Source organism: Arthrobacter sp. YA7-1 (assembly GCF_025960325.1).
Taxonomy (GTDB): Bacteria; Actinomycetota; Actinomycetes; order Actinomycetales; family Micrococcaceae; genus Arthrobacter; species Arthrobacter bambusae_A.
In genome coordinates this window covers 3,215,374-3,231,849 of sequence record NZ_CP110114.1, presented here as the reverse complement: position 1 = coordinate 3,231,849, position 16,476 = coordinate 3,215,374, and the positions used below count along the sequence as shown (strand labels likewise).

16 protein-coding genes are annotated in these 16,476 nt (G+C 64.1%); 9 read left to right on the top strand and 7 right to left on the bottom strand.

The genetic code is table 11. The annotated features are described in order from the left end of the window. Positions 1 to 96 precede the first annotated feature (96 nt). Complete coding sequence (gene mshA, locus OIT41_RS15110) at positions 97 to 1,341, bottom strand: D-inositol-3-phosphate glycosyltransferase (RefSeq protein ID WP_264636725.1); 1,245 nt, start codon at positions 1,339 to 1,341, stop codon at positions 97 to 99. A 148-nt stretch (positions 1,342 to 1,489) separates the two neighbouring features. Between mshA and OIT41_RS15105 the strand changes: the two genes are divergently transcribed. The 7 genes from OIT41_RS15105 (at position 1,490) to tsaD (ending at position 7,361) form a co-directional block, all read left to right on the top strand. Beyond that, a complete protein-coding gene (locus OIT41_RS15105; RefSeq protein WP_413542288.1) occupies positions 1,490 to 2,020 on the top strand; it encodes an N-acetyltransferase family protein in 531 nt (176 codons plus the stop codon). 75 nt (positions 2,021 to 2,095) lie between these two features. Beyond that, positions 2,096 to 3,202: a carbohydrate kinase family protein gene (locus tag OIT41_RS15100; protein ID WP_078108133.1), complete on the top strand. Its 1,107-nt coding sequence runs from the start codon at positions 2,096 to 2,098 to the stop codon at positions 3,200 to 3,202. A 71-nt stretch (positions 3,203 to 3,273) separates the two neighbouring features. Beyond that, positions 3,274 to 4,479, top strand: a complete 1,206-nt coding sequence (gene alr, locus OIT41_RS15095) for an alanine racemase (protein ID WP_413542287.1) — start codon at positions 3,274 to 3,276, stop codon at positions 4,477 to 4,479. 26 nt (positions 4,480 to 4,505) lie between these two features. Continuing rightward, the gene (gene tsaE, locus OIT41_RS15090; protein WP_264636724.1) at positions 4,506 to 5,081 is read left to right on the top strand and encodes a tRNA (adenosine(37)-N6)-threonylcarbamoyltransferase complex ATPase subunit type 1 TsaE; all 576 of its coding nucleotides are present in this window, start codon (positions 4,506 to 4,508) and stop codon (positions 5,079 to 5,081) included. Next, the gene (gene tsaB, locus OIT41_RS15085; RefSeq protein WP_264636723.1) at positions 5,081 to 5,752 is read left to right on the top strand and encodes a tRNA (adenosine(37)-N6)-threonylcarbamoyltransferase complex dimerization subunit type 1 TsaB; all 672 of its coding nucleotides are present in this window, start codon (positions 5,081 to 5,083) and stop codon (positions 5,750 to 5,752) included. Before tsaE ends, tsaB begins: the two co-directional genes overlap by 1 nt. 44 nt (positions 5,753 to 5,796) lie before the next feature. Further along, a complete protein-coding gene (gene rimI / locus OIT41_RS15080) occupies positions 5,797 to 6,237 on the top strand; it encodes a ribosomal protein S18-alanine N-acetyltransferase (RefSeq protein ID WP_413542333.1) in 441 nt (146 codons plus the stop codon). Beyond that, a complete protein-coding gene (gene tsaD, locus OIT41_RS15075; RefSeq protein WP_264636721.1) occupies positions 6,234 to 7,361 on the top strand; it encodes a tRNA (adenosine(37)-N6)-threonylcarbamoyltransferase complex transferase subunit TsaD in 1,128 nt (375 codons plus the stop codon). The genes rimI and tsaD overlap by 4 nt, the downstream gene beginning before the upstream one ends. A gap of 33 nt (positions 7,362 to 7,394) precedes the next feature. Here the strand turns inward: tsaD and OIT41_RS15070 are convergent, their stop codons facing one another. The 5 genes from OIT41_RS15070 to OIT41_RS15050 form a co-directional block, all read right to left on the bottom strand. Further along, positions 7,395 to 8,546, bottom strand: coding sequence for a glutamate--cysteine ligase (locus OIT41_RS15070; protein ID WP_264636720.1), 1,152 nt, complete (start codon positions 8,544 to 8,546; stop codon positions 7,395 to 7,397). A gap of 144 nt (positions 8,547 to 8,690) precedes the next feature. Further along, entirely contained in the window at positions 8,691 to 9,602 is a 912-nt protein-coding gene (locus OIT41_RS15065; RefSeq protein WP_264636719.1) for an AAA family ATPase, read from the bottom strand. After that, positions 9,589 to 11,055, bottom strand: a complete 1,467-nt coding sequence (locus OIT41_RS15060; RefSeq protein ID WP_264636718.1) for a Mu transposase C-terminal domain-containing protein — start codon at positions 11,053 to 11,055, stop codon at positions 9,589 to 9,591. Before OIT41_RS15060 ends, OIT41_RS15065 begins: the two co-directional genes overlap by 14 nt. Before the next feature lie 16 nt (positions 11,056 to 11,071). After that, the gene (locus tag OIT41_RS15055) at positions 11,072 to 11,653 is read right to left on the bottom strand and encodes a recombinase family protein (protein WP_264636717.1); all 582 of its coding nucleotides are present in this window, start codon (positions 11,651 to 11,653) and stop codon (positions 11,072 to 11,074) included. A 278-nt stretch (positions 11,654 to 11,931) separates the two neighbouring features. Further along, complete coding sequence (locus OIT41_RS15050; protein ID WP_264636716.1) at positions 11,932 to 12,606, bottom strand: GntR family transcriptional regulator; 675 nt, start codon at positions 12,604 to 12,606, stop codon at positions 11,932 to 11,934. A gap of 181 nt (positions 12,607 to 12,787) precedes the next feature. Here OIT41_RS15050 and OIT41_RS15045 point away from each other — a divergent pair, with 181 nt between their 5' ends. Then, entirely contained in the window at positions 12,788 to 14,209 is a 1,422-nt protein-coding gene (locus OIT41_RS15045; RefSeq protein WP_264636715.1) for a purine-cytosine permease family protein, read from the top strand. A 25-nt stretch (positions 14,210 to 14,234) separates the two neighbouring features. After that, positions 14,235 to 14,891, top strand: coding sequence for a flavin reductase family protein (locus OIT41_RS15040; RefSeq protein ID WP_264636714.1), 657 nt, complete (start codon positions 14,235 to 14,237; stop codon positions 14,889 to 14,891). A gap of 860 nt (positions 14,892 to 15,751) precedes the next feature. On the opposite strand, the gene OIT41_RS15035 is transcribed toward OIT41_RS15040, so the two are convergent. Further along, positions 15,752 to 16,375 (bottom strand): recombinase family protein, encoded by a 624-nt coding sequence (locus OIT41_RS15035; RefSeq protein ID WP_264636713.1) that lies wholly within the window; start codon positions 16,373 to 16,375, stop codon positions 15,752 to 15,754. Between the last annotated feature and the right edge of the window lie 101 nt (positions 16,376 to 16,476).

The window sequence follows — 16,476 nt, the reverse complement described above, 5'->3', positions numbered from 1 at the left end:
TATCAGTCGTGCCCCGATAGGTGAGCGAGGGTTTGGGGGATTGCGGCGATAGGTGAGCGAGGGTTTGGGGGATTGCGGCGATAGGTGAGCGGGCGTTTAGCTTGGGCGGACAAGGACGGCGCCGATGGCGGAGTGGTAGCTCTCGAGCGTGATGGCTGCCGTCCTGTGCCAGCCGAAGGCCTCCGCATGGACGGCAGCGGCGCGGCCCATGTCTTCGCGGGTACGGGGATCGTCGTACAAGGCTTCGATGACGTCGGCCCAGCGCGAGGGATCGTGGCCGTCAACCAAAATGCCCGTGCGACCGTCGGCAACGGCGCGGGACAGGCCGCCCACGTTGGTGGCCACCACCGGGGTGCCGGAGGCCTGCGCCTCGAGGGCAACAAGCCCGAACGATTCGCTGAAGGATGGCATCACCACGACGTCGGCTGAACGGAACCAGCCCGCCAGCTTCGGCGCCTTGACCGGCGCGCGGTGGGTGACGACGTCGTCCAGCCCCGCGGCAGTGATGAAGGACTGCAGATTGAAGTCCTTGGCGCCGCTCAAGGCACCGAGGATGGTCAGTTCGAGGTCGATGTCGGGCCGCCTCTTGCGGAGGATTCCCGCAGCCTCGACGAAGACCTGCGGTCCCTTGAGCCGCTGGATGCGTCCGGCGAAGAGCAGGTGGAAACTGCCGGGCCGCACGCCAAGCTCGGCGCGGGAACGGGCCCGGAATGCGGGCGTGAACACGGTGAGGTCGACTCCGGGGGGAGCGATGTCGATGTGGTCGAAGTCGGCGTTGTAGTGCGAGACGAGTTCCTGGGCTTCCGCGGGAGTGTTGGCCACGAGCCGGGTGGCTCCATCCACTATCCTCTGTTCGCCGTCTTCACGCAGGCGCGGTTCGGGCCGCTCGCCGGATTCGAGCACCAGGTTCTTGACCTTCGCCATCGTGTGCATCGTGTGGATCAGCGGCACGTTCCACAATGCGGACAGCTCAAGGCCGGCCACGCCGGATACCCAGTAGTGCGAATGGATCGCGTCGTAACGTCCGTGCGGTTGCCGCTGCCGGATCCTCTCGATCTCGGCAACCATCGTGTGGAGGAGATCGGGAAGTTCCTCCTTGGGCAGCTTCCGGGGCGGGCCTGCCAGCACGTTGTGGACGCAGACGCCGGGACCGGGGTGTTCGACGGCGGGCTGCCCGGCGGACGTCGAACGCGTGAAGATCTCCACCTCAACGCCAACATCCGCCAAAGCCATGGCCAACGCCCGGACGTACACATTCATGCCGCCCGCATCGCCCGAACCCGGCTGCTCCATAGGAGAAGTGTGGAGTGACAGGAAGGCCACGCGACGGATCAACGACACCGCTACCTCCTGTATCGAACGCAATTCAACAAGTTCCGCAAAGTGATAGATCCTCTGCGTCCCAGCGAAAACACTACTCCTGACCTCCACGGCATTGCAGCCAGCCTGCAGGGCCGGCCGTGGATGGCGGGCTGATACCGTAACGAACGTGAGCCACTCAAACAGCGAAGCAGGAACGCCGGCGGCCGTTAGCTACGAGATCCGGCCCGCCGAGGCAAGCGACTGGCCCGGGATCTGGGCCGTCCTGGAACCCGTGATCCGGGCGGGGGAGACCTTCACCTGGGACCGCGACACTAGCGAAGAAGCTGCAAGGAGCAAATGGTTGAAGGAAGCGCCCGGCCTGACCTTTGTGGCAGTGCGCGACGGCGACGTGCTGGGTACCGGTGAACTGCACGCCAACCAGGGCGGAGGCGGAAGCCACGTGGCCAACGCCGGCCACATGGTCCGTGCCGACCAGGGCGGGCAGGGAATCGCTCGAGCACTGTGTGCCTATTCCTTGGTTGCCGCCCGGGATGCCGGGTTCAAGGCCATGCAGTTCAACGCCGTCGTCGAGAGCAACGTCCGTGCTGTGGGCCTGTGGCAGTCCATGGGCTTCCGTATCCTGGCGACGATCCCCGGGGCCTTCCAGCATCCAACCCTTGGCTACGTTGGGCTGCACGTCATGTACCAGGAGCTTTAGCCCGGTCCGCGATTCGTCCGGTCCGCGCCGGGCTAAAGCTATGCACAATCGTGGCCGCGGCGTAGTCTGCCGTGCATGGACGCAACGCCCAGGGCCCGATTCGATCCCCTCGCCGCGATCCGTGACGATGCGCCGGGGGAGGGGGCCAACCCAGGTTGCGACCTCCTGCTGACTGGCACCGTGTTCCAGGACATTATCTTTACCGGACTGGACCGCAGCCCTGAACCGGGGACCGAAGTGTGGAGCCAAGGTATGGGGACCTGCCCTGGTGGCGTGGCCAACCAAGCGATCGCGGCTGCGCGGCTTGGACTGCGGACCAGCCTCGCTGCGGCCTTCGGGGATGACGGATACGGGGACTTCAACTGGCGGATCCTGGAAAGCCAGGAGCACGTGGACCTCTCCCTGTCCAGGCGGTTCGAAGGCTGGCATTCCCCGGTCACTGTCTCCTTGTGCGTCGATCAGGATCGTTCCATGGTCACCCACGGACATCCCTCGCCCATGAGCGCTTCGGAACTGATTGGCGAGCCGCCCAAGGCGCTCGCGGCCGTCGCGGACCTCGGCGAGGAGCCAGAGCCCTGGATGCTGGCGGCAAGGAGAGCTGGCGTCAAACTCTTCGGCGACGCCGGATGGGATCCGACGGGAGAATGGTCTTCGAGGCGGCTCGACCAGCTCGGCAATTTCCACGCCTTCATGCCGAACCAACGGGAAGCGATGGCCTTCACCGGCAAGGACAACCCCTGGTCTGCCCTCTACACCCTCGCCGACCGGGTTCCGGTGGCTGTAGTGACGCTGGGAGCGCAGGGAGCCATGGCCGTGGATTCCGAAACCGGTGAGGAGGAATGGGTGCCGTCCCTTCCTGTGACGGCGTACGACCCCACCGGTGCGGGCGACTGCTTCGGTGCGGCGTTTGTTGTGGGCTGCCTCGCCGGATGGCCTTTGGGGGACCGGCTCCGTTTTGCCAATCTTTGTGCCTCGCTGGCGGTACAGGAAGTGGGCGGCTCGCTGGCTGCACCTGGTTGGGGAGACATCGCCGATTGGTGGCAGCGCGCCAACGCCCGGCGGGAGCGGCAGTCCAGCCAGTGGCTCAAACGGTTCGCCTTCCTCGAGGACATTGTGGGGGATGTCCCGCCCGGGGCCCAACGTCGTGCGACGGCCACGATCGCCCACAACTCGGATGCTTGAGCGGCGCCCACCCCAGTCAACCCGCCTGCTCCAGTCAACCCGCATGTCGTCGCGGCACTAGAATCGTGAGGGTGACTTACGAAGCAGCTGCCAGTTTCGAGCCCTTGAAGAGATCGGGTTCGGCAACGGTCCTCGAACGCTCAGCCGTCATTGACCTGGACGCCATCCGGCACAACGTACGCCAGTTCGTGGCCATTGCCTCGCCCGCAAGCGTCATGGCCGTGGTCAAGGCCGACGCCTACGGACACGGCGCGGTGCAGGTGGCGCGGGCAGCCCTCGAAGCCGGCGCCCGCTGGCTCGGTGTTGCCCACATTTCGGAGGCTTTGGCGCTGCGTGCTGCTGGAATAGACGCCCCCATGCTGGCCTGGCTGCACACCAGCCAAAGCAACTTCCAAGCGGCGGTTGCCGCCGGCGTCGACGTCGGGATTTCCGGCTGGGAGCTGGACGCGGTGGTCGCCGCGGCACGCGAGCAGGAACGCCCGGCCCGCATCCACCTCAAGGTTGACACCGGCCTGGGGCGCAACGGCTCCACGATCGCCCAGTGGGACCGGGTGGTGGGCCAGGCCATGGAGTACCAGGACGAGGGCCTGCTGCGCGTGGTGGGCATCTTCTCGCACTTGGCTGTGGCCGATGAGCCCCACCGTCCCGAGACCGATGAACAGTTGGCAGCCTTCCGGGAAGCGATTGCCGTGGCGGAGGACGCCGGAGTGGACACCGAAGTCCGGCACCTGGCCAACACGCCCGGTACGCTGTCGCGCCCGGATGCCCACTTCGACCTTGTCCGCGTCGGGCTCGGGCTCTATGGGCTGTCACCTTTCGAAGGACAAAGCTCGGCGGAACTCGGCCTGCGCCCCGCCATGACGGTGCGTACCCTCGTTTCCAACTGCAAGCGGGTGCTCGAAGGCCAGGGGGTGTCCTATGGCCTCAACTACCGGACGTCCAGCGAGAGTTCCTTGGGCCTGATCCCCCTCGGCTACGCGGACGGCGTGCCGCGCATCGCCACCGGCGGACCGGTGCGGGTCAACGGAGTCAACTACCCCGTGGTCGGCCGCATCGCGATGGACCAGATGGTCATCGACCTGGGGAAGCCGGTAACAGACGAAGCCGGCTGGCTGGGTGCCGAAGCCGTCATGTTCGGTGACGGCGCCGGCGACGGCCCGACGGCGGACGACTGGGCCGCCGCGGCGGGAACCAATAACTATGAGATTGTCACGCGCATCAGCCCGCGCGTGCCTCGCATCTACATCAATGAGATCCCGGGGACGGATGCCCGGTGAGCGGGCCGTCGATTAGTAAGGCCCCGTTGACTGAGGCCTTGTGGGAACGGACGGTCAAGGTCGCGACGGCGGAGCAGACGCATGCTTTGGGTTCGGCGCTCGCCGGGGTCCTTGAGCCCGGTGACCTGCTCGTCCTGACAGGCGAACTCGGTGCCGGCAAGACCACTTTCACGCAGGGACTCGGCGAAGGACTGGGTGTCCGGGCAGGCATCATTTCACCTACGTTCGTCCTGGTGCGCATCCACCCGAACCTGCCGGACGGGCCGCGCCCCGGCGGTCCCGACCTGGTCCACGTCGATGCCTACCGGCTGGGGTCCGCCGCGGAAATCGACGACATCGACCTCGAAAACACCATGGACAGCTCCGTGACGGTTGTCGAATGGGGGCGGGAGCGCGTGGAACACCTTTCGGATAGCCGCCTGGACATCGAGATGCACCGGACGGTGGGGGGAGCGGAGGCGGCGGTAACCCGCCCGGAGGCGGGCCACGACGCCGTACTGGACTTCGACCCCGAAGACGACGACGAACCCCGCACCATCGTTTTCCGCGGCTTTGGCCCTCGTTGGAGCGCCGTGCCCGACATACTGGAGGAGAACGCCTGATGCTGATCTTGGCCATTGATACGTCGGCCGTGGCGAGTGCGGCACTCATCTCGGACGATGCCATGGAGGGCGTGGTGGAATCCTTCGCCACGGAGGACACCCGCAGCCACGCTGAAGTCCTGGCGCCAGGCATCGAGAAACTCCTGGGCGACGCAGGCGTAAGCGGTGCAGACCTCGACCTCATCGTCACCGGCGTCGGCCCCGGGCCGTTCACGGGGCTTCGCTCGGGGATTGCGACCGCCCGCACTTTGGCGTTTGCGTGGAACAAGCCTCTTTTCGGGCTCATGAGCCTGGATGCGATCGCTTTGGAAGTGGCAGAGTCAACAGAGGCGCAGGCAGAGTTCCTGGTGGCCACGGACGCCCGTCGCAAGGAGGTCTACTGGGCGCGCTACACGCTCACGGAAAGCCAACTTCCGCAACTCGTGGACGGTCCACACGTCGGGTTCGCCTCGGAGTTGCCCGATCTACCGGTCTTCGGCGCCGGCGGCGGCATCTACGCGGATGTCGTCAACGCGAACGAGGAATTCAGCACCACCCAGCCCGACGCAGCCTCGTTGGGCCAGTTCGCCATGGCCTTGCTCACTGCGGGCGAAAAGTTGCCGGACTCCACACCCTTGTATTTGCGGGAATCCGACGCGCAAGTGCCCGGCCCCAGGAAGCGTGCCTTGTGAACCCCTCGTACCAATTCAAGCTCGACGGCGTGACCTTGCGTAACATGACCCCTGACGACGTCACCGCGGTCGAGGTCCTCGAGCGCCGGCTCTTCCCGGTGGACGCGTGGCCGATGCAGATGTTCGTCGACGAACTTGCCCAGATAGATACCCGCCGTTACGTCGTGGCCGAAGCCGACGGAAAGATCGTGGCCTACGCCGGGCTCATGTGCATCGAGCCGATCGCGGACGTCCAGACAATCGCCGTCGTGCCCGAATTCGAAGGCAGGGGAATTGGCTCCGCCATCCTCACGGAACTGATCGAAGAGGCCCGACGGCGGGGCGCGGTGGAAGTGCTCCTGGAGGTCCGCGCGGACAATCCACGAGCGCAGGCACTGTACGTGCGGTTCGGCTTCGAGCAGATCCACGTGCGCAGGCGGTACTACCGCGACGGCACGGACGCCCTCATCATGAGGTTGACATTGACTGAAGGAATACCGGCATGAACCACCCCGGCCACGTGAACCAGCCCGGCACCGTCCAGCCGCTCGTGCTGGGGATCGAATCCTCCTGCGACGAAACCGGCGTCGGGATCGTCCGCGGAACCACGCTACTGACCAACACGGTGTCTTCCTCGATGGATGAGCACGTCCGTTTCGGCGGCGTCATTCCGGAGATCGCTTCGCGCGCGCACCTGGACGCTTTTGTTCCCACGCTGCAGGAGGCCCTGCACGAAGCGGGGGTGGCGCTGGACGATATCGACGCCATCGCCGTGACCTCCGGACCCGGCTTGGCGGGCGCGCTCATGGTGGGCGTCTGCGCGGCCAAGGCGCTCTCTGTTGCCACGGGCAAGCCGCTCTACGCGATCAACCACTTGGTGGCGCACGTCGGCGTCGGGCTCCTTGACGGCGCCGGTGGCGGCACGGGGGGACTCGGTTCAGGCGCTCGGCTGCCGGAAAATCTCGGAGCGCTGCTCGTTTCGGGCGGACACACCGAAATCCTGCGCATCCGCAGCATCACCGACGACGTCGAGATGCTTGGCTCCACCATCGACGACGCCGCAGGCGAGGCGTACGACAAAGTCGCCAGGCTCCTGGGCCTTGGCTACCCGGGCGGACCGGCCATCGACAAACTCGCCAAGCACGGCAACGCCAAGGCCATCCGTTTCCCGCGCGGCCTGACGCAACCGAAGTACATGGGGACCGCGGAGGAACCAGGACCCCACCGCTACGATTGGTCCTTCAGCGGGCTCAAGACCGCCGTCGCGCGCTGTGTCGAACAATTCGAAGCCCGGGGCGAGGACGTTCCCGTTGCCGATATCGCCGCCGCGTTCCAGGAGGCGGTGGTGGACGTCATCACGTCCAAGGCTGTGCTGGCCTGCAAGGAGAACCGCATCACGGATCTCCTGCTGGGTGGTGGCGTCGCTGCCAACTCCCGGCTCCGTGAACTGACAGGGCAACGCTGCGGCGCGGCGGGGATCACCCTGCATGTGCCGCCGCTGTCACTGTGTACCGACAACGGAGCCATGGTCGCTGCCCTGGGCTCGCAGCTCATCATGGCCGGAATCGGTCCCAGCGGCGTTGCCTTCGCTCCGGATTCCTCCCTGCCGGTGACCACGGTTTCGGTGTAGGCGCGGGACCCTGCCGGTGGCCGGACAGCAGCGCTAGGCGGTCGGAACGGACCGCATTTGCTCCACGAGATCCTGGACAACCGCGTGAAGATCGCCGTCATGCTGGGCAGCGACCCGGCGCTGGCGCTGGTAGCCGGCTCCGCGGGCGATGATCTTCTCGACGTCGGCCAGCTCGGCCGAGCAACCCAGCTTCTCGGCGATGGGCGCCAGGCGCAGCAGCGTTTCCTTCAGGTGCTCAGTGACGAGCTGCTCGTTGCCTTCGGCGTCGAGGATGATGATCGCCTCCATACCGTAACGGGCCGCACGCCACTTGTTTTCCTGGATATGCCACGGCGGCATGGTCGGAATGCTGCCGCCGTTGTCCAGGATCGTGGAGAACTCGTCCACCAGGCATTGGGTCAGGGCCGCAACGGCGCCGACTTCCTCGAGCGTGGCGAGGCCATCGCAAATGCGCATCTCGATAGTGCCCAGGTTCGGCACGGGCCGGATGTCCCAGCGGATTTCAGACAGGGTGTCGATCACTCCGGTAGTGAACATGTCCTGGACATAGGACTCGTATTCGGCCCAGCTGGGGAACTGGAATGGCAATCCGGCCGTGGGCAGTTGCTGGAACATCAGGGCGCGCTGTGACGCATAGCCGGTGTCTTCGCCACCCCAGAACGGGCTTGAAGCGGACAATGCCTGGAAATGGGGGAAGTAGTTGACCAACCCGTCGAGGATGGGGAGCGCCTTGTCCCTCCGGTCGAGGCCGACATGGACGTGGACTCCGTAGATGACCATTTGCCGTCCCCACCATTGGGTCCGGTCAATCAGCTTGGCATAGCGCTCTTTGTCCGAGACGGGCTGAAGCTGCGGCGGGCTGAAGGGATGGCTGCCAGCGCAGAAAAGTTCCACGCCCATGGGGTCGGTGACTTCCCTGACAGCCTGCAGCGAGCGGGCCAGGTCCTCCTTGGCTTCCTTGACGGTGTTGCACACGCCCGTGACAAGTTCGACGGTGTTCAGGAGCAGCTCACGTTTGATGTGCGGATGCTCGTCGTCTTCGTTGAGGTCCGGGTGCCGCGACGCCACGCCGCGCAGCACCTCGTTTGCGACAGAGACCAGTTCGCCGGTGCGTGCGTTGACGAGCGCGAGCTCCCATTCCACCCCCAGGGTCGACTGCCTGGATGAAGCGAAATCAATCTGCACGTGGGTCCCCTCGGTATTTGCCAAAACGCCCTGAGCAACGCCCGCCGTGGGGCCGTCAGCGGTTGGCTCAAGTCTAATGCAGGGGCGGTACGGTACCGCATGGACTGTGAATCGCATGGCTATTTGGCACTTAATTCGTAGCGCTTAGTGGCCGATGATAAGGGTTTCCCTCGCGGCATCGACGACCTCAGGCGAGAGTACGTCAAGGTTGTTGAGCGTTTGTATGCGTTTGATCTGGGTGAGAAGTCTGTCGACCAGGCGGAAGTTTCCGCCGGTGATCCGGATGATGGTCGCGACGGCCGTGGCGTGGGCGAGTCCTTCGTCGGTGCTTTCGGCCACGACGGGGAGACGTTTGGCGAGAACGGCAGTGAGTTCGTCCGGGCTGAGGGGCCGATATTCGTGGGCGAATCCAATCCGGCTGTAGAGCTGGGGGTAACGGGCCAGGCGCTTCTCGATGCGGGGCATGCCGATGAGGATCAGGCCCATAGTGTGCCGGTCGTAGTAGTCCCGCACCTGTTCGAGGCCGGTTGCCTTCAGCCGGTCGGCCTCATCGATGATCAGCAGCTCGGTCCGGCCGCTGGAGCGGGACTCGGTGTGTATGAAGGGGTCAACGACGCCATGCTCCGCGTAGTCGAGTGCAAAGGAAATCTCCTGGCATGCACGCGGCAGGCCTTGGTCGATCTGCCGGACTGTCGCGGCCACAGTGGGTGTGAAAAATGCGGTCCGTGCGTCGAGGATCCTCTCGGGGACGGGCCCGACCTCCTGGTCGATGGCGGCCTGCCACGTGTCCCATTCGTCCACTGCTGCGTAGTGGCGCGCCGAGAGTGTCTTTCCCACCCCCGGTGGACCCCAGCACAGGCCGACGTAGCGGTGTTGGCGAACGGTGTCAGCAAATTCGGTGAATCGGCGGTGTTCCCTGGTGGCGAGGAAGGAGGGCTGATCCGGGGGCAACGGCGGAGCGCCGTCGTTGACCTCGTCGAAGCTGCCCGAGAGGAACCTTCGGCCGTCGTCCTTTCCGCTGAGAACACTTCGTCTGCCACGGTTAGTCGGTTTCATAAACACGCAGCCTGAGTCGGTTGGGAAGCTCGGGAGCAGCGGTTCTGTCTGGGGGCGTAAGAGGAGCCTCCAGTGTGGCCGGCGGGGCGTAGCGGGTGTCGTTTGGCAGGGCATCGGCAAGACTGCGCCGGTCGCGCAGTTGTTGCTTGAGCTCGCGCCTTCTGTGGGCCCTGGCGCCGCGCAGCTGCTCGAGGGTGATTGCTTCGGCCGCCAGCTCGGGGGCAACGGCGCGGCAGAGGAACTCATCGTTGAAGTAGACCCGGATTTCACCGACGTCGCGTGGGTCGTAGCGGACGGTAACCTGTTCGCCGACGTATGCCGCCAGGACCGGAGAGACGTAGCGGGTGGAAGCGAACTGGATCCCGTCGCGCTGCACCTTCCGTGCCGTCGCCACGGTCAACAGCAGCAGGTCGAGGTCTTCAGGGTGGGCCGGCATTCTGGGGATGAATCCTGAGGCGCCCCAGCGCTGCACCGGTGACTCGCCGGTGGAAGAGTGCGGGCGCTGGTTGTATTCGGACACGATGAATGTCTCCAAGATCCCGTCGAGTTGCTCCAGTTTCAGCTCCGCTGCACTGATTGGTCGGCCGCGGGTACTGTGAGGGATGTACCCGGGAAGGTGCGGCAGGAGCTCGGTCGTGATAGTCCCGTAGAACCGCTCAATCTTCCCGCGCCCCTGCGGCACTCCATGCTGGGAATGGATCAGCCGAATATGCGTATCGAGGCAGACCCTGTTCAGCCGGGTAGAGGTGAAGTCAGAGCCGTGATCGCTATACAGCATCTCCGGCAGACCCATGATTGGCCAGTCCCGGTTAGCTTTCCCGCGGATGGCCTGATGAAGCGCCAAGGCGGTCTGCTCGGCGCTGGGAGCGCCGAGGAATACGGTGTAGCCGGCGGCGGCTCGGGAGTAATCATCGAGTACGACGGTCAGCCACGGCCGCGCGGTGCGGCCTTTCTCGTCGATCACCTCTATGTCGAGGAGTGTGTGGTCGGCCTGCCACTGTTCATTCGGGCGGCTGGCGCTTCGCCGGTAGACCAGCTCAAAGGCGTCCCGGTATGCGCTGTCGCCTTGATGGGCGAGTGTCTTCAGCCCAGGATCGATCGCGGCCACCAGCGCCCGGACGGTCGAGTAACTGGGTGCGCAGATTCCCCGGGCTGAGGCAATGTCGGCGATCCGGCGGTGGATGAACGCAACGGTCGGCGCGGGCCGGCGCAAGGCGAGTCCTTCCACCGCTTCGATGAGCTCCTGCGGGACCTCACGCTTTCCCTGGTCCGAGCGTGGCGTGCGTTGCAGGCTGGCGACGGTGCCGCCGTCGCGGTACCGGGCCCTCCACCGGCGAAGAGTCCGGACCGGGACACCGGCCTCGGCTGCCAACCGCGTGAGCGGGACCCCCTCATCCAGGTGACGGCGCAGCAGGACTACACGGTCTTCGGCTGAGAATTGGGCCCGCAACACCGCCGCTTCCTTTGACTTACCGCGCCAGGCTTGAAGGGACGTCGGGCGGAGCCTGCAGATGGCGGTAAATCGTGGGCCGTGACACCCCGAACGTGTCCGCGATTTCCTGCACGGTGTGCTCCTTCGAGTCATACATCGCCCGTGCCTGGGAAATCTTGGTCGCAGTCATCTTGAACTTCGGGCCGCCCTTGCGTCCGCGTGCGCGGGCCGCCGCAAGGCCGTCGTGGGTTCGCTCGACGATCAGATCATGTTCAAACTCCGCGATCGCGGCGAGCATATGGAAGAACAGCCGCCCGCCGGGGGTCGTCGTATCAATTCCCTGCGAGAGAGCACGCAGGCCGATCCCGCGCTGCTGCAGATCGTCTGCGAGCTGTTTGAGGTTCCGCACTGAGCGGCCCAGCCGGTCCAGCTTGGTGACGACCAAGGTGTCCCCGTCCCGGACGTATTCAAGCATCTGGTCAAGAGCGGGCCGACGCGCGAGGACACCGGAGGCATGATCAACGAATATCTTCTTGCAGCCGGCCGCTTCGAGAGCGTCTGTCTGACCCTGGGGGTGCTGTTCCCTGGTTGATACACGCGCGTACCCGATCAAAGCCACGCTCAAATGTAACGCAAACGTCGCTCCCAATACATAGATCGCGGACACGGATCATGAGACAAGACACGCCGGGATTGAAAATACACTCGTGTCAGTTTCAGAAGTTGTCTGCACGGAATGTCCGAAGTCCCCTGCACGCTTTGTCTGCCATCAGCCGGCCCAGAACGGAATGGAACAACTCGTAACCCCCGGCAGCCGACACCATCAATCAGTTACCGGTGTCCGGGTGATTGAGAATGTTCACGCCTGGCGATACCTCATGGAACAGGCATCGCCGATCAGGCGGCAGTTGAATCCTTGTTTCGGGACGGTCTGCGGTGACCCAGGACCCCATAAGCAAAATCGGCCAAGTAGTCGTTGAGAGCTAGGGATGCAGCCTTGGCCGCCGACTCGTCACCGACGAGAATAGAACGCAGTATTTTCGTGTGGAGCGTTGAGCCCAACGAGATCTGGTGCTCCTCGTCCCTCATGTGGGCGATCCAGAAGCGCCGGGAAAGGGCCTGCGCCGGCGCCAGGGCGTCGGCGAGGTACTCGTTGGCGGCGGCGGCGACGATCAAAAGATGGGTCTCCTTCACCGTTTCCAGGTAGGTGCCCAACGTGAATTCTTCCTGCTTCAAGCGGTCCACCATGATAGCCATCTGCTTACGGTGCTCAGCCAATGCCCGGGTGCAGGCGAGTTCGACCGCCAGGCACTCCAGGACCCTGCGCAGCTCCAGCAGACGAAGCTGGGTATCCACCGACGCGGCCGGGACGAGAACGCCCTTGCTGGGGTGGATCTGAACCATGCCTTCCCTGGAGAGACGCTGCAGGGCCTCGCGCACGGGAGTCCGACCGTATCCCGTCGAAGCGGTGAGCATCGATTCCGAGACCAGAGATCCTGGCGCGATCTCCTGGAAGATGATCATCCGCTCGATCTCCTCATAAGCGCCGTCAGCCTTGCCTTTACCAATCATTTGGCCACTCCTCTGCATCTGGTCGCGTCCCCGCTCCGCGTCGACTTGCCCTGCGAGCGAGGGAAAGGCCCTTGACTCATCATCATCCTAAGGCATATGTTACCGGTATATCGGTTGCATGTCGGTCAATGATGACCGTCCGGCCTTAGGCTGCCACTGCACCTCTTCTACGAAGGAAGCCATGAAATCCTCGCGTATTGAGCACCGCGCCATCGACTACATCCCAGACGCCGAGCGCCACGGCGCGGCTCGAAGCCTCTTCTTTGTCTGGTTCGCCGCCAACACCTCCATTACCGCGGTGGTCACCGGGGCGCTGTTTGTCATCCTCGGGAACTCAGCCCTGTGGGCAATCCCTGCAGTCGTTATCGGCAACATCCTTGGCGGTTTCGTCACCGCCCTTCACTCCGCCCAGGGTCCGAAACTCGGCGTTCCGCAGATGATCCAGAGCCGCGCTCAGTTCGGCTACTACGGGGCCATCCTGCCGCTCGTGCTTTCCCTGATCATCTATCTGGGGTTCTATGCCACCGGCCTCGTCCTGGGCGGCCAAGCGATCGGTAACCTCCTGCACGTCCCGGTCCAGGCCGGAGCCGCGATCTTCGCCCTGCTCTCCACAATCCTTGCCATCTTCGGGTACCGCTACATCCACCGGTTCTCCAAAATTGCCACCGCGCTGAGCGCGGCCGTGTTCGTCGTGCTCTTCATCCGCGTACTCACCGCACCCGACGCCGCGGCCCTGGTGCAGCAGTCAGACTTTGCTGTCGGCCCGTTCGTCCTGGGGATCTCGCTGGCAGCGTCCTGGCAGCTGACCTTCGGGCCGTACATTGCCGATTACTCCCGGTACCTGCCACGGACCACCTCCCAGCGCGCGACGATGGGCTGGACTTTCGCCGGAAGCGTTCTGGGAGGCTCACTCGCCATGATCCTGGGCGCCCTCGGCGCGGCGATCGGGGGCCACAGCTTCACTACCAACCAGGTGGGCTACCTCGCCAACCTGGGCGCCGGGTTCGCGTGGCTGGTCCTGCTTGCGGTGATTTGCGGAAAGCTCACCGGCAACACCCTCAGCACCTACGGCGGATTCATGTCCCTAGCCACCATCGTCACTGCCATCACCCGACGCGAGGTCATTACCGGCAAAGCCCGGACGCTCTACATCGTCCTGATTTCGGCGGCAGCCCTGAGCATTGCCCTGGCCGCCAGCGACAACTTCCTGGGTGCCTTCACCAACTTCTTGCTGTTTCTCCTCTACTTCATGACACCGTGGTCCGCGATCAACCTCGTCGACTTCTACTTCGTCCGAAAAGAGAAGTACAACGTCGAAGCACTTTTCCAGCCGGACGGCGAATACGGCCGAGTCAACTGGATTGCTATCGCCGCCTACGCCGCCGGGATCCTCATCCAGATCCCGTTCATGAACAGCCCCCTGTATGTCGGACCTGTCGCGGAATGGCTCGGCGGCGCTGAAATCGCCTGGCTGATCGGTCTCGTCGTCTCCGGCGGCATCTACTACTTGTTCACTCCCGTCCGCAAAACACAGATGCACCCCACCAAACCTCCCGTAGACGAGCAGCACGATCCTGCCGCCATGATCCACCCTCACCTCTGACCCAGACGCCCCACAGGAGCCCTCCATGAAATACGACCCCAGCTTCGAAAAAAGCCCCTTGCCTTATGCCCCGTTCAAGAGCCTCACCGTTCCCAGGCCCATCGGCTGGCTCTCCAGCATCAGCAAGGGCGGGGTGGAGAACATTGCCCCCTACAGCCAGTGGCAGAACCTCACCTTCGACCCGCCGATGGTGATGTTCGCCGCCAACCAATACCCCGACGGGCGGCGCAAAGACACCGTCATCAACGCCGAAGAAACCGGCTGGTTCGTCTGGAACATGGCCACGTGGGACCTCCGGGAGGCGGTCAACATCAGCGCGATGGCGCTGCCGGCGGGAGAAAACGAATTCGACCGCCTCAACGTCACGAAAAAGAAGGCTGATCTCTCCGACACCCCGATGGTCGCCGAAAGCCCCTTCCACTTCGAGTGCAGGTACCTCTCCACCCACCGGCTCCCCGGCAACTCCACCGTCGGAAGCATCGACGTCGTGTACGCTGCCGTGGAGCGCATCCATCTCGACGAAAACGCCCTGACGCCGGACGGACGGATCGACATCGCAAAGGTGAAGCCGATTGCCCGGATGGGTTACTACGACTACACAGTCATCACAGACACTTTCGAAATGAAAGTCCCCGGCTCGGACGCCGACGAAATGGCCGGCCTCGCCGGGCAACCCGCATAGAGCCAAGGAGCTTCACCGCAGTACGGGGTACCCGGTGGCTTCCGCCGCCGAGTACCCCTCACTCCGGGTGGGATGTCGCGGACCATGACATAACAGATGCAAGTCTGCCAGCACCGACGGAACCTTAAAGCAGCCAAATCCTCACCGAAGGCGCCTTACCGCGAGAACAGTCTGTCCGTCTGGGCTGTAGCTGTCATCTCAGAAGGACGGTTGTTTCAGCTTTCTACGGCGTTTCCAACTACCCCGGATGACGAAGGTATCGCGCCACCTCGATGGCTTCCAGATCGCCGCCACCGAAACCGGGAAGTGACGGGTCCGCACGGAAACGTACCAGGACCTTGATGAGAGGGCCACCAGCAGCTAAGCCAGTAACGCGCCTCGCTCAGCTGGCGATGAGGGGCCCGACCAACACGTCCGTACGCCGCCAGCCTCTACCGAACCTCCCAGAGACCATTGACCAGAGGCGCGAAGACCACTGGAACCGGGAGAAATATCGAACAACTCACCAAGGAGATTCATTTGAAATTCCTGGATCCAATTGAAGTCCATGTCACGCGCCGTGACGAGGTTGATGCCAGGATCGACTCAGCCGTCAAGGCTATGCAGGAGCGGGCGATGGAGGGAAAACAGCACGGAATTCTCGTCACAAGACACACCCCCGTCCATTACTCCGTGGCACTATCTTCCGAGGTTCCATTCGGAACAACCATGGAACACAGCCACTGATGAATTGCCCTGACGGCAACCGGGAGACCTGCTGGAGCCCGGCCCCGACGCCAAGGCAGGCACGCTTTTCTACGGACCGCTGAGGGGGCCGGCCACCCTCCCCATATACTGCGGCGGCGTTCCAACTCGGTGACCTACCTCGGCGTCTGCCGGGAAATTAGCTTTTCCCCGTCGGGGCGCAGTTCCCCAGTCGGGGACACGTGCCGGTAGAGGGTCTGGCGGGTGATGCCCAGATCCTTGCACAGGTCGGCGATCTTGGTTTCGGGCTTGCCCATTGAGGCCATCGCGAGGCGGAGCTTCGCCGGGGTCATCTTATGGGGGCGCCCACCTTTCCGTCCCCGGGCGCGGGCCGAGGCCAGGCCCGCGATTGTGCGCTCGGAGATGAGTTCGCGTTCGAACTCGGCCAGGGCGGCGAATATCCCGAAGACGAGCTTTCCGGAGGGGTTGGTGGTGTCGATGGCGGCGCCCTGCCCGGTGAGAACCTTCAACCCGATACCGCGCTCCGTCAGGTCGTGGACGATGTTGACCAGGTGGCGCAGGTCCCGGCCCAGCCGGTCAAGCTTCCATACCACCAAGGTGTCCCCGTGCCTCATGGCCTTGAGACATGCGGCAAGCTCGGGACGGTCATCCTTCTTCCCGGACGCCCTGTCCTCGTAGAGCGCGTCCTCGGGGATGCCGGCGGCGCGGAGCGCGTCACGCTGCAGATCCGTGGTCTGGGACCCGTCAGCCTTTGAGACGCGCATGTATCCGACCAGCACTGGTATCTTCCCCTGTCATTTATACGTTCGTTTAAGTGACATCAGTCACTCAAAGTACGGCGTTTCCAAAAATTGTCACTTTACCCGTCATTTATTCTACG